The organism is Streptomyces sp. ALB3, assembly GCF_044385685.1.
GTDB lineage: Bacteria > Actinomycetota > Actinomycetes > Streptomycetales > Streptomycetaceae > Streptomyces.
In genome coordinates, this window is the sequence record NZ_JBISCE010000034.1 from 16,728 (window position 1) to 29,041 (window position 12,314).

At 72.3% G+C, this 12,314-nt stretch carries 10 protein-coding genes and 1 tRNA gene; 4 read left to right on the forward strand and 7 right to left on the reverse strand.

Annotation, left to right across the window (positions count from 1 at the left end):
• The first annotated feature begins 64 nt into the window (after positions 1 to 64).
• On the forward strand, positions 65 to 1,048 hold the full coding sequence (locus tag ACHFIV_RS21035; RefSeq protein ID WP_398971205.1) for an aldo/keto reductase: 984 nt from the start codon (positions 65 to 67) through the stop codon (positions 1,046 to 1,048).
• A complete protein-coding gene (locus ACHFIV_RS21040) occupies positions 1,045 to 3,288 on the forward strand; it encodes a helix-hairpin-helix domain-containing protein (RefSeq protein WP_398971207.1) in 2,244 nt (747 codons plus the stop codon). Before ACHFIV_RS21035 ends, ACHFIV_RS21040 begins: the two co-directional genes overlap by 4 nt.
• A gap of 87 nt (positions 3,289 to 3,375) precedes the next feature.
• Here ACHFIV_RS21040 and ACHFIV_RS21045 read toward each other — a convergent pair whose 3' ends face one another.
• Complete coding sequence (locus tag ACHFIV_RS21045; RefSeq protein WP_398971210.1) at positions 3,376 to 4,032, reverse strand: hypothetical protein; 657 nt, start codon at positions 4,030 to 4,032, stop codon at positions 3,376 to 3,378.
• Between the two features lie 47 nt (positions 4,033 to 4,079).
• Here ACHFIV_RS21045 and ACHFIV_RS21050 point away from each other — a divergent pair, with 47 nt between their 5' ends.
• A complete protein-coding gene (locus tag ACHFIV_RS21050; RefSeq protein ID WP_053930948.1) occupies positions 4,080 to 4,268 on the forward strand; it encodes a DUF5703 family protein in 189 nt (62 codons plus the stop codon).
• A 51-nt stretch (positions 4,269 to 4,319) separates the two neighbouring features.
• On the opposite strand, the gene ACHFIV_RS21055 is transcribed toward ACHFIV_RS21050, so the two are convergent.
• The 3 genes from ACHFIV_RS21055 to ACHFIV_RS21065 all read right to left on the reverse strand — a co-directional run bounded on the left by ACHFIV_RS21055 (position 4,320) and on the right by ACHFIV_RS21065 (position 6,925).
• A complete protein-coding gene (locus ACHFIV_RS21055; RefSeq protein ID WP_398971212.1) occupies positions 4,320 to 5,072 on the reverse strand; it encodes a chaplin in 753 nt (250 codons plus the stop codon).
• Between the two features lie 139 nt (positions 5,073 to 5,211).
• Positions 5,212 to 5,445 (reverse strand): chaplin ChpH, encoded by a 234-nt coding sequence (chpH, locus tag ACHFIV_RS21060; RefSeq protein ID WP_356714637.1) that lies wholly within the window; start codon positions 5,443 to 5,445, stop codon positions 5,212 to 5,214.
• 145 nt (positions 5,446 to 5,590) lie between these two features.
• Positions 5,591 to 6,925 (reverse strand): M20/M25/M40 family metallo-hydrolase, encoded by a 1,335-nt coding sequence (locus ACHFIV_RS21065; protein ID WP_398971214.1) that lies wholly within the window; start codon positions 6,923 to 6,925, stop codon positions 5,591 to 5,593.
• A 193-nt stretch (positions 6,926 to 7,118) separates the two neighbouring features.
• On the opposite strand from ACHFIV_RS21065, the gene ACHFIV_RS21070 reads away from it, so the two are divergent.
• Positions 7,119 to 7,206 (forward strand) — tRNA-Leu (locus tag ACHFIV_RS21070).
• A gap of 45 nt (positions 7,207 to 7,251) precedes the next feature.
• Here the strand turns inward: ACHFIV_RS21070 and ACHFIV_RS21075 are convergent.
• The 3 genes from ACHFIV_RS21075 to ACHFIV_RS21085 form a co-directional block, all read right to left on the reverse strand.
• On the reverse strand, positions 7,252 to 9,822 hold the full coding sequence (locus ACHFIV_RS21075; RefSeq protein ID WP_398971217.1) for an alpha-L-arabinofuranosidase C-terminal domain-containing protein: 2,571 nt from the start codon (positions 9,820 to 9,822) through the stop codon (positions 7,252 to 7,254).
• Between the two features lie 118 nt (positions 9,823 to 9,940).
• Entirely contained in the window at positions 9,941 to 10,978 is a 1,038-nt protein-coding gene (locus tag ACHFIV_RS21080; protein ID WP_398971220.1) for a glycoside hydrolase family 43 protein, read from the reverse strand.
• A 67-nt stretch (positions 10,979 to 11,045) separates the two neighbouring features.
• Positions 11,046 to 12,098, reverse strand: a complete 1,053-nt coding sequence (locus ACHFIV_RS21085) for a rhamnogalacturonan acetylesterase (RefSeq protein WP_398971223.1) — start codon at positions 12,096 to 12,098, stop codon at positions 11,046 to 11,048.
• Positions 12,099 to 12,314: the final 216 nt, after the last annotated feature.

Consider the following 12,314-nt stretch of genomic DNA (forward strand, 5'->3'; position numbering starts at 1 on the left):
CCGGGGACGGCCGTCGTCCACAGGCTTCCATCTCGTGGTGCCCTGGCCAGTAATCTCAGCGCCCATGGAGCAGAGGCATCTCGGCCGTACCGGCCTTCGTGTGTCCCGGATCGGGCTGGGGACCCTCACCTGGGGCCGGGACACCGACGAACACGACGCCGCCGACCAGCTCAAGGCCTTCTGGGACGCGGGCGGGACCCTCGTCGACACCGCCGACGTCTACGCCGGCGGCGAGGCCGAACACCTGCTGGGGCGCTTCCTGGACAGCCTGGTGCCACGGCGGGACCTGGTCATCGCGACCAAGGCCGGCAGCGTGCCCGATCCCTACCGCCGCTTCGACGGATCGCGCGGGCATCTGCTCGCCGCGCTCGACGCGTCGCTGCGGCGGCTCGGGACGGACCACGTCGATCTGTGGCAGGTCCACGCCTTCGATCCCCTGACGCCGCTGGACGAGACCCTCCAGGCGCTGGACCTGGCCGTGTCCTCGGGGCGGGTCCGGTATGCGGGGGTGTCGAACTTCAGTGGCTGGCAGCTGGCCAAGGCTGCCACCTGGCAGCTCTCCGCTCCCGGGCTGCGCACCCGGCTGGCCTCCACGCAGATGGAGTACTCGCTGCTCCAGCGGGGCGTCGAGCGGGAGGTGCTGCCGGCGGCGCTGGACCTCGGGGTGGGGCTCCTGCCCTCCTCCCCGCTCGGTCGCGGAGTGCTGACCGGCAAGTACCGCACCGGCACGCCCTCCGACTCGCGTGGCGCCTCCGAGCAGCTGGCCCCGTTCGTCGAGCCGTACCTCGACGAGGCGGCGAGCAGGATCGTGGACGCGGTCGCCACGGCCGCCGACGGTCTCGCCACGACACCCCTCCAGGTCGCGCTCGCCTGGGTGCGGGACCGGCCGGGGGTGGTGGCACCGGTCGTGGGGGCACGCAACGCGCAGCAGCTGACGCAGGCTCTGTCAGTGGAGGCGCTTAGTCTTCCTGACGAGATCTGCCAGGCGCTCGACGACGTGTCGGCGCCCGTGCACCGCTATCCCGACCAGGACTGGAGCACGCTGTGACTGCGCATCCCCGGGGAGAAGCCCCGGACCCCGCGGCCGAGGACCACGAGGCCGGCGAGGACGCCGGCCCCCGGGCCGCCGACACGCCCGGCGTGCCCGACGAGGGTGCTGCGGGGGGCGCGGAGGTGCCGGACGACGGCGCGGAGGGCACGGAGGGCGCGGAAGGCCCTCAGGAGGCGGACCAGGCTCCCGGGGTGTCCGACGTTCCCGCGCTGTCCGAGGCCGAGGCGGAGCTGGCCGCCCAGCGCGAGCTGCGTGAGCGGATCGAACAGCGGAAGGCGGAGAAGGAGGGGCCCATCGCCGCGGGGACGAAACTGAGCGGCCCCGCCGCGGATCTGCTGGCGGCGGTCCGTGCGGTCGAGAGCGGCGAGAAGCCGGGCACCGCCTTCTTCGACTCCCCCGCGTCGGCACCCGCCCCCCGCCGCGCGGCCCCTGCCGCCCCTGCCGTGCCCGCCCGTTCCCCGGGACCCGCCGGACAGCCGGTATCGAGGACCGCGTCCCCGGAGGCCGCCGCATCGGTCGCGGCGGTGCTCGCCGAGGGAGGGGCTCCGGAGGCCCTGGCCCGCCCGGCGGCGGCGACGCTCGGCGAGGGGGCCGCCCGTGTGCTCCGGGAGGACCCCTGGCAGCTGCTGTCCGTACCGGGCGTGCAACCCGAGCAGGCGGACGGCTTCGCGCGGGCCCTGCTGGGCGCGGAGTGCGGGCCCGACGACGAGCGGCGCACGGCGGCCCTGGTGGGCTGGCTGCTGGAGCGGGCGGCGCTGCGCGGCCACACCGCGCTCGACGCCGACGAGGTGCGGACGGCGCTGGCGGGGTTCGCGGTGGCCGACCCCGGGGCGGCCGTCCAGCACGCCGTGGCCGAGGGCGTCGTGCTGGTGTTCCAGGACGGCGTCGACGCCATGGCGCCCGAGGCGACGGAAGAGGCCGGGGAGACGTCCGAGGACGGGACGGAGGGTGAGCAGGAGCCGGTGCGTGTCCTGCTCGGTCTCGACCGGTACGCGCTGGCCGAGGAGAGCCTCGCGGACGGCCTGGCCCGGCTGGTCAACTCCTGCGAGAAGGGCGCCGACTGGTCGGAGGCCGCTGCCGCCGCACCGTCGCCGTCGGCGGGCGAGCTGATCCGTGCGGCCGCCGCCTCGGGCCTCGTGGCCCACAGCGGCGGCGAGGCCGCCCGGGCCGAACCCGCCGCTCTGATCGCCGCCGCCCACGGCCTCGGTCTCCGGGCCGTGGGCGCCACCCACAGCGAGGACGGCCGGCGCAGGCTGGCGGCGGCGGCCGGTGACCAGAGGTCCGCCGTCACGCTCTCCGCCCTGCTGTCCGGTGAGGCCGGGCCGGGCCGGGACGCGGACGGCGCGTTCGCCCTCGACGTGCTGGTCGTCCTGGACGCCCCGCAGCTCGACGTCGAGACGGCCGCCATGCTGGTGGAGTCCCTCGCCGACGGGACGCGGCTGGTGCTGAGCGGCGACCCCGGGGTGCTCGGATCGGCCGGCGCGGGCCGGGTGTTCGCCGACGTGATCGCGGCGCGCGCGTGCCCGCACGTGGTCTCGCGCACGCCCGATCCCGGACCGGTCGGCGAGCTGGTCTCGGGCATCTCGGTCGGTGAGCTCACGCAGGTCGAGGCGCCCGGCAAGGAGGTGGTGATCGTGCCCGTCCGCGACGCGGGTGAGGCCGTCCACCGCACGGTGCAGCTGGTGGCGGACTCGGTGCCGCGTGCCATCGGCGTGCCCTCGTCCGACACCCAGGTCATCACGGTCGGGCACGGCGGTCCGGCGGGCACGACCGCGCTCAACGCGGCGCTCAAGCAGCGGCTCAACCCGGGGCCCGGCCGGTTCGGCGGCTTCGACCCCGGTGACCGCGTGGTCCACGTCCCCGCCCCCGGCAGGGCGGCGCCCGGCACGGTCGTGTCGGCCGACGCGGAGGGCCTGCACCTGGACTGCTCGGGCACACCCGTCGTCGTACGGCCCGACCGGGTGGAGGGCTCGGTGCGCCACGGCTGGGCGGTCAGCGCCCACCAGGCGGCCGGGATGCGCTGGCCCGCGGCCGTCGTCGTGCTGCCCGGCGACGCGGCGCACCTCCTCAGCAGGCCGTGGGTCTACACGGCGTTCAGCCGTGGCGAGCAGCACCTGTCCGTGGTGCACGGCGTGGACCAGGCCCTGCCGCGGGCGGTCGCGGAGGTCCCGGCCCAGGAGCGTACGACCCGCCTGCGCCCCCTGCTGGAGGCGCTGCCCGCTCCGGACGCCTCGTAGGACCTCAGGGCCCCGGCGTGTCCCGGCCCGGCCGGGGCAGGCCGACGGCCCCGGTGCGCTGCGCGCCGGGGCCGTCGGGCGGTGGGCTCAGGAGCGCCCCGGGAGGGTGTCCTCCGGGTCCCCGTCCAGCTCGTCCTCCTCGTCGAAGACCGAGCTCACGTCGAAGCGGCAGACCACCAGGGCGGGGTCGGCCTCGTCGAACGGCGCCGCGAGCCACTCCCCCGGGTCGGGGAGCTCGTCCACGGCGGAGATCCAGAGGGTTGAGTCCCCCTCCTCCAGGCCGAACTCCTTGTGGCGGGAGGCGATCTCGTCCGCCTCGTACTCGCCGAACACCACGCCGAGCGCGGCGTGCACACCGGCACCGGCCGCCGGCAGGGCGTCCTGCCCGTCCGGATCGAGGTCGGCGAGCCGCCGTGCCTGGGCGAGCAGCCGCGCCGGTTCGGCCACCGCGTAGTCGCGCCTGATCAGCACACTGACCGCGTGCGGCTCCTCCGGGCCGGCGTAGGGCGGGAGGGCGTCCTGCGCCGCCGGGATCTCGAAGGGGGTGACCTCGTCGTAGCGGTCGTAGAGCAGTTCGTCGTAGGCCTCGGACGCGGCGGCCAGTGCGTTGAACGCGTCGTGGACAGCGGGGTCGTCGTCCCCGGTACGGCGTTCGACTGCCTGGAGGTGGCGGTCGAGCGCGGTTTTGACTGCATCGGCGGCGGCGCGTACCTCGGCAGCGGTGGGCTGCGCAGCATCAGACATGGGACAGACGCTATCCGTACCGGGGGTCTGCCCGCACAATAGATGCGATGCCGGAATACGAATTTATCGACGTGTACGTGCCGCGCGGGGTCTCCCGCAAGGAGGCGGCCCGACTGCTGACCGACCATGCCGAGTACGGGCACTGGGAGTTGGACCGGCTGACGCTGCGGCGTGACGGCAGCCGCCGGGTGCGGCTGCGCCGCCGCATCATCCGCCAGCTCCGGCCCACCTGGTAGGACGGAGCGGGTCCCGCGTGCGCGGAACCCGCTCGTCGTACCGCCGTCGCGCTACCGCTGGCCGGCGCCGCGCGAACGCCGGTACAGGACCGTGCCGGCACCTGCGAGCAGCAGTCCCGCGCTCGCCGGGATGAGCAGGTCGAGCCCGCCCCCGCCGGTGTGTGCGAGCTGCTCGCCCGCCACGAGCTGGGTCTCGGGCGCCGGGGGCGCGTGCGGCGTGGCCGGCCTCTCCGGGGTGTGCGGCGTCTGCGGCACGACCGGAGGCGGGACCGTCCCCGGGTCGTTCTCGCAGTCGTTGCCGAAGACCGGGTTGAGCAGTCCGCCGACGGTGACGCTGTTTCCGCAGACGTTCAGGGCGATCTCGACCGGCACCTGCACCTGGTTCCCGGAGAGGATTCCCGGGGAGCCCGTCGTCTCGGCCTGGGCCGAGGTGCCGGGTGCGCGGTGCCTGCCGCTCCCCGCCCCGCTGTCGCGCGTCTCCTCGTGTCCGGACGCCCGGCTTCCGGAGTCCTGACCGGCCGAGGAGCCACCGTCCGGGGCGTACGCGTGAGCGGAGTCCGAAGATCCGTTTCCGCAGTCGTTCCCGCTCGTGGGGTTGAGCAGACCGCCGACGTCCACGGAGTTGCCGCAGACGTTGACGGGTACGTCGACCGGGACCTGGACGGAGTTCCCCGAGAGCACTCCCGGTGAACTCGACGCGGCGCCGGCCGCACCCGCGTCGGCGTGCGCGTATCCGCCGCCGAGCGCGAGGACTCCGCCCGCCGCCGCCATGGTGATCAGGCCTTTACGTGTGACCTGTCGCATAGGTTGTCTTCCTGCCTTCTGCCTACCGAAACGCCCCCGGCACAGCCGTGCGGGGGGCCGAATGCCCAGCGGCCCCGGAGTGCATGGCGCGCACTCCGGGGCCGGCCGGACTCACACCCTCACGGGTTGACGCGCATCGTCACGCGTTGACGCAGGTGTTGCCGAAGGCGGGGTTCAGCAGCCCGATCACGTTGATCGTGTTGCCGCAGACGTTCACCGGAACGTGGACCGGCACCTGGACGACGTTGCCCGAGAGCACGCCGGGGCTACCGATGGCGGCAGCCTGGGCACCGGCGTCGGCGGAAGCCATACCCGCACCCGCGAGCACGAGACCACCGGTAGCAGCCGCGATTGCGACGACCTTCTTGATCATTATTCCTCCTGATTGACAAGTGCGGTCCCAGCCGCGGACCGCATCACGTGTAACGAGGAGGGAGTGAGGGGGCTACGAGCGGACGATCCCTTTCACCCTTTCCGGTGAGGTGCGTACAGGCTGGCGATTCCGGGGTGCCGAGGGGTCAGGAGTGGTCGATGAACCGGTCGAGCACCCGGGCGCCGAACTTCAGGCCGTCCACCGGTACGCGCTCGTCGACACCGTGGAACATGCCGGCGAAGTCCAGTTCCGGCGGCAGCTTCAGCGGGGCGAAGCCGAAGCACCGGATGCCGAGGTCGTCGAAGGACTTCGCGTCGGTACCGCCGGAGAGCATGTAGGGCACGGCGCGCGCGATCGGGTCCTCGGCCTTGAGCGCGAGCTGGATCGCGTCCACCAGGGAGCCGTCGAAGTCGGTCTCCAGCGCCTTGTCACCGTGCACGTCCTCGCGCTTCACGCGCGGACCGAGGATGCGGTCGAGGTCCGCCAGGAACTCCTCCTCGTAGCCCGGCAGGAAGCGCCCGTCCACGTGTGCGGTGGCCTGTCCGGGGATCACGTTCACCTTGTAGCCGGCGCCGAGCATGGTGGGGGCGGCGGAGTTCCGCAGGGTGGCGCCGACCATCTTGGCGATCCCGCCGAGCTTGGCGAGCGTCGCCTCCATGTCCTCGGGGTCGAGCGGCGTGCCCAGCGCGTCGGACAGCTCGTCCAGGAAGGAGCGCACGGTCTTGGTCACCCGGACCGGCCACGTGTGGCGCCCCAGCCGGCCGACGGCCTCGCAGAGCTCGGTGATCGCGTTGTCGTTGTTGGTCATCGAGCCGTGCCCGGCGGTGCCGTCCACGGTGAGACGCATCCAGTGCATGCCCTTCTGCGCGGTCTCCACCAGGTAGAGGCGCAGGTTCTCGTTGACGGTGAAGGAGAAGCCGCCGACCTCGCCGATCGCCTCGGTGACACCGTCGAAGAGGTCCCGGTGGTGGTCGACGAGGTGGCGTGCCCCGTACGTGCCGCCCGCCTCCTCGTCGGCGAGGAAGGCCAGCACGATGTCGCGCGGGGGTTTGCGGCCGCTGCGCATGCGGTCGCGGACGACCGCGAGGGTCATCGCGTCCATGTCCTTCATGTCGACCGCGCCGCGCCCCCACACGCACCCGTCCGCGATCTCACCGGAGAAGGGGTCGTGGGTCCAGTCCGCCGCGTTCGCCGGCACGACGTCGGTGTGCCCGTGGATCAGCAGGGCCGGCTTGGAGGGGTCCTCGCCCTCGATCCGGGCCACGGTGGAGGCGCGGCCCTTGTGGGACTCGATGATCTGCGGCTCCAGGCCGACCTCGGCGAGCTTCTCGGCGATGTACTCGGCGGCGGCCCTCTCCCCGGGGCCCGAGTGGTCGCCGTAGTTGCTGGTGTCGATCCGGATCAGGTCACGACAGAGGTCGACGACCTCGTTCTCGGCTGTCTCGCCGATGCCGGCCGGGGCCGTGTTGGTCTCGCTCACGCTGCTTCCTTCCACTGGCACGGTGGTGCTCCCCCTCATCCTCGCGCGCCCGCCCCCGCGCACCCAAGACCACCCGGGCCCCGTCATGCCCCTTTCACATGGCCCCCGGGGGGCCGGGGGCGTGATCGAGCACCCCTAAATGTTTGCTATGGTTTTCCACGTCGGAACGGGCACGCCCCGGAAGACACACCCGGTCCGGGTGGCGGAATGGCAGACGCGCTAGCTTGAGGTGCTAGTGCCCTTTATCGGGCGTGGGGGTTCAAGTCCCCCCTCGGACACCAGCGGAAAACCCCCAGGTCACCCTGGGGGTTTTCGCTTGTCCCGTACTACTGGCCGCTACCTGCCCCCTCCTTGACGCGCAGGAAGGTCACGGAGTGCGCCGGGAACGTGTGGGTGAGCAGGCGCCCGTCCACGCGCAGGGCCGATCTCCGTGGTGCCACCTGACGGTCCCCGGCGGTGTTCACCGCGTCCGGGGCCGCCTGGAGGGTGGTGAGCCGGGCGGTGCGTGAGGCCGGCTCCACCCCCAGGTCGATCCGGGTCCTGGCGTCCGCCGGCTGCGCGTTGACCACCTTGACCACGAGTTCACCGGTGGCGTCGTCCCGGGTGACCACCTGCCGGAAGGGCTCCGCCGGCTTGTCGTCGGTGAAGGTGCCCCACTGCTCGCCGTCGAGGAAGAGGGTGACCTGCCGGCCGCGCACCTGGACGTGGATGTCGTAGGCACGGCCGGTCTCGATGGTCGTGGCCTTCTCGGTCATCGTCTGCCTGGCGCCGTCCACCGTCTTCTCGACGGCGGACCGGGTGTTGCCCCAGCCGCCGAGGTTCCACCAGTACGTGTTCCCGGTGTCCTTGACCCCGAAGGCGACGAGGAAGCCTTCCCTGCCGGCCTTCTTGGTGGCCTCGACCTTCATGTCGTAGTTCTGCCAGCCGGTGTCCCCCGCCGTGACCAGGGTGTCCTCCGCGCTCTCGTCGGACTGGACGTACGCGCCGTCCTCCACGGCCCAGGCGCCGCGTCCCGTCGCCTCGGTCCACTGTGCGTCGCCGGCGGTGAAGTCGTCGCCCAGCAGCCGGCGGCCGTCCGCCCCGGTGACCTCGACGTCGTCGTACGCGGCGCTGGTCGCCCAGGTCGAGAGTCCGACGGCGCCGGTGATCGGTGCGGTGGTGGCGGGTGTCGGGGAGGCGGTGCTCGGCACGACGCGGTCCCCGACGTTGTTCATGAACAGCTTCTGCACCTCGTAGTTGGCCGACCCCCACGACTTCTCGTTGTCGAACCAGATCATGTCCGGCCGCCACTGGGCGTCGTGGGTGTCCGCGAGGAGCGGGGCGTAGGAGGCCAGCTCCACGACGTCGGCGTTGCGTTCCAGGCCCGTCATGAAGGCCGCTTCGGCGAGGGCGTTGGAGAAGCGGTTGTCGAGCGAGGCGTATTCGCCGAGGAACACCTTCGGGCCCTTGCGGTCGTAGGTGTCGTAGCGCCCGTTGTTCTCCAGGAACCACTGCGGGCTGTTGTAGTAGTGCTCGTCGACCATGGCGACCCCCGCCTCCCGTTGGAGCTGCCAGGCGCGGTCGAAGGTCGTACCGCTGTCGTCGGGGCCGGAGTTGCCGACCACGGTGATGTCGGGATATGTGGCCTCGACCGCCTCGCGGAACGCGGTGAACCGGGCGAAGAACTCGTCCGGCAGGTTCTCCTCGTTGCCGACCGCCAGGTGGGTGAGGCCGAACGGCGCGGGGTGACCCATCGCCGCGCGCTCGGCGCCCCAGGTGGAGTCGGCCGGACCGTTGGCGAACTCGATCAGGTCGAGGGTGTCCTGGATGTGCCGGCGCAGCAGGGCCGGGTCGTCGGTCGCCTGGTTCTGGCCGCAGCCGGTGACGAGGGCGGGCACGACGGGCAGGGGCATGGCGCCGATGTCCTCGGCGAACTGGAAGTACTCGTAGTAGCCCAGGCCGTACGTCTGGTTGTAACCCCAGAAGTTGGCGTTGACGGGACGCCGCTCGACCGGGCCGATGGTGTCCTTCCACTGGTAGGAACGCTTCCGCTCCCAGTCGGGCGCCTCGTAGGCCTCGTGGCTCCCGGTGTTGACGATGCAGCCGCCGGGGAATCTCAGGAAGCCGGGATCCAGTGCGGCGGTCTTCTCCGCGAGGTCCTTGCGCAGGCCGTTCGCCCGGCCCTTGTAGGTGTCGCGGGGGAAGAGCGAGATCATGTCGAGCCGTACGGTTCCGCTGCCGCCCGCGGTGACGGTGAGCCGGCCGTCCGTCGCCGAGGCCCGGGCGGTGAAGGTGCCGGTGTACTTCGTCCACCGGTCGCCGCGGGCGGTGACGCGCAGGGGGCCGGCGAGCGCCGCGCCGTCGGCCGTGGCGGCTCGGACGGTCAGCACGCTTCCCGTCGGACGGTCGGTGCGCGCCCAGACGGAGAAGTCGTAGCGCTCGCCCCTGCGCAGGGTCAGGCCCTGGTTGTAGCCGGAGTTGGTGACTCCGAAGCCGGCCCCGCGGCCTCCTGCCCCGTCGAGGTCGAGGCGCAGGTAGCGGCGGTTACGCTCGTCCAGCCGCTCATCGTCGTCCACGGTCGCGGCGCGCCCCGTACCGCCGGACACCGAGGTTTCGCTCCAGGCGGTCATCGGTGAGTACGAGGCGTTGTCGGCGCGGTCGTACTCGAAGGAGCGGTTCTGGACGAGCTCGGCGTAGAGACCGCCGTCGGCGGCGTGGTTGATGTCCTCGAAGAAGACTCCGTACATCGAGTCGCCGATGGCGGGGCCCGGGCGCTCGGGGTGGACGTCGAGCGCGTAGTCGGTCACCGCCGCCACGGGCGGGCCGTCGTCGGCGCGGGTGGGCGCTGCCACCAGGGTGCCTAGCAGGAGGGCGATGACCGGGACGGTGAGTCTCGCCCACAGGTGCGGGTGCGGCATGGAGGCTCCAGAGATCATTGTTCGATATATCGGACGTTGACCAGCACTTCGAACGCAAGATAGGCAGAGCGCTGCGGAGGGTCAACGGCTTCGTCGGATCCGGCCGGGACGGGCGCCGTCAGGAGCGCACGGGGATTCCGAAGTCCGGGGTGCCGTCCGCGCGCCAGCCGAACCGCTGGATCCGGGTGTGGCGGTTGGGGTCGTGCAGCGGATCGCCGGTGATCTCCCTGTACGGCCGGGCGTGGTAGACCAGCACGTCCGTACGGCCGTCCTCGGCGACGGTGAAGGAGTTGTGGCCGGGCCCGTACTGGCCCGTCTCCTCGCTGCTCGCGAAGACGGGCTCCGGGGACTTGCTCCAGGAGGCCGGGTCCATCAGGTCGCCGCGGGCGTCGGCGGTGAGCAGACCCATGCAGTAGTTGGCGTCCGTCGCGCTCGCGGAGTACGTCATGAAGACACGGCCGTTCCGCTTGATGACGGCAGCCCCTTCGTTGACCTTGAAGCCGACGCACTCCCAGTCGTACTCGGGCGTGCTGAGCCGGATCTGGGGACCCGTCAGCGTCCACGGGTCGGCCATCCGCGAGAGGAAGAGCCCGGTGTTGTTGTCCAGTCCGGGTTCGTGCTGGGCCCACGCGAGGTAGCGGTGGCCACGGTGGGTGAAGGTGTGCGCGTCGAGGGAGAAGGTGTCCCAGGCCGTGGTGAGCTGCCCCTTCTCGGTCCACGAGCCGCGGAAGGGGTCGGGGCTCGCGTTCTCCAGCACCCAGATCCGGATCTTCCAGATGTCGTCCGCCGGAGCGGCGGCGAAGTAGACGTACCACCTGCCGTCGGCGCGGTGGAGTTCCGGGGCCCAGATGTGGGCGGCCATGTCCCCGGTGGCGTGCCTGGTCCAGATCACCGCCTCCTCGGCGGTGATCAGGCCGCGCAGGGTGCGGGAGGAGCGCAGGACGATCCGGTCGTACTCGGGGACGCTGGCGGTGAAGTAGTAGCGGCCGTCGGTGTGCCGCGTGATGTGCGGGTCGGCGCGCCGCTCGGCCAGCGGGTTGCGGTACGGAGCCTGCGTCTGCGCGGCATCGGCGGCACCGGGTACGGCGGTGAGGGCGCCGGCGGCCAGGGCTCCCCTCAGCACGGTCCTGCGGCTGGGCACTTCGGCTCGGCTCATGGGTATCGCCTTTCACAGGGGAGTTCGGCGTGGGGACTCGTCAGGAAGTCGCGTGCGGCGGACGGGCTCACCGGACCGCGCGTGACGGGACCAGGTTCTGCGCCCGCAGCTCGCCGAGGACGAGCGCGGCGTACTCGGTGGCTCCGCGCACCGACGTGTGGGTGTTGTCGCGCTTCTCGTCGTGGAGGTAGAGGCCCTTGGACGCCTCAGGACCCAGCTCCTCGACTCGCGCCTTGGTCAGGGCGGTGAGGTCGATGAGCGGGGTGCCCTGCTCGGCGGCCAGGGTGCGCACCTCGGCGGGCAGGTCGACACCCAGCCCGTTGACGATCAGCGCGGTGCCGTTGTCGAGCGTTCCGTCGGTGTGGAACCAGCGGCGGACGATCGGAGTGACGAGCACGGGCCGGCCCCCCTCGGCACGTACGTCCTCGATCATGGCGGTGAGGTTGGCCCGATAGGTGTCGCGGTCGGTCTGCTTGTCGTTGTGGGCGAGCTGGACGAGGACGAGGTCGCCGTGGTGGATGCGGGCCCTGAGCGCGGGAAAGAGCGCGGGGTCGTCCCGGAAGGACTGTGAGCCCTCGCCGGAGTCGGCGTAGTTGGCGACGGACAGCCGGTCGGTGAGGTACTGCGGGAGTTGCTGCCCCCAGCCCGTGTAGGGCCCACCGGCCTGGTCGCAGACGGTGGAGTCGCCCGCGAGCAGGATCTGCGGCACCCGGACGCGTTCGACGTGGAGCGAGGCGAGCCGGGGCGCCGCGCCGCCGAAGGCGAGATCGAGTCCGGGGCTGCCGGTGGCACCGGTGGGTTCGCCCTCCGGGTCGCGTACGTCCACGGTGAAGGCGCGGCGGACGGTCCCACCGGCGGTGTTCGCGGTCTCGGCGAGCACGGCCCTGCGGGCCTCCGCGGTCACCGCGGTCGAGCCGGCCTCCGCGCCGCCCCCGAGGACGACCCGCACCCGGTAGGTGCCTGGATCGACGTCGAAGTGGCAGACCACGGGGGCGCTTCCGGCGCAGTGACCCGGCGCGGCTCCTCGCCGGTCCGAGGCCGTCGCCGGAACGGCGGTCAGGGTGGTCAGGGCGGCAGCGGCGGTGCATGCGGCCAGTAACGCGGTTCCGGCTCTGCGCATGGCGGGACTCCTGGAGTTGAATGGATTCAGCGGGGCCAGACCCTACGCCTCCGGGCAAGCGCTTTCTACAGGGCGGACAGCTTTGCCCGACTCCCTTGACGGGCGAGGTCGACGGCTCTAACGTCGGTTCGGCAGTCCGACGGGACGAACGTAGTACGATATTTCGAACAACTTCCCGGGCACCCGGCACGGCACGTTGCCGCCGGTCGGGCGACA

What these genes read in the sequence shown, in the direction of transcription:
- ACHFIV_RS21055 (WP_398971212.1), bottom strand. Translation starts at nt 5,072, where the DNA reads ATGCGACAGGTCACACGTAAAGGCCTGATCACCATGGCGGCGGCGGGC.
- ACHFIV_RS21050 (WP_053930948.1), top strand. Translation starts at nt 4,080, where the DNA reads ATGCCGGAATACGAATTTATCGACGTGTACGTGCCGCGCGGGGTCTCC.
- ACHFIV_RS21085 (WP_398971223.1), bottom strand. Translation starts at nt 12,098, where the DNA reads ATGCGCAGAGCCGGAACCGCGTTACTGGCCGCATGCACCGCCGCTGCC.
- ACHFIV_RS21075 (WP_398971217.1), bottom strand. Translation starts at nt 9,822, where the DNA reads ATGCCGCACCCGCACCTGTGGGCGAGACTCACCGTCCCGGTCATCGCC.
- chpH (WP_356714637.1), bottom strand. Translation starts at nt 5,445, where the DNA reads ATGATCAAGAAGGTCGTCGCAATCGCGGCTGCTACCGGTGGTCTCGTG.
- ACHFIV_RS21080 (WP_398971220.1), bottom strand. Translation starts at nt 10,978, where the DNA reads ATGAGCCGAGCCGAAGTGCCCAGCCGCAGGACCGTGCTGAGGGGAGCC.
- ACHFIV_RS21045 (WP_398971210.1), bottom strand. Translation starts at nt 4,032, where the DNA reads ATGTCTGATGCTGCGCAGCCCACCGCTGCCGAGGTACGCGCCGCCGCC.
- ACHFIV_RS21035 (WP_398971205.1), top strand. Translation starts at nt 65, where the DNA reads ATGGAGCAGAGGCATCTCGGCCGTACCGGCCTTCGTGTGTCCCGGATC.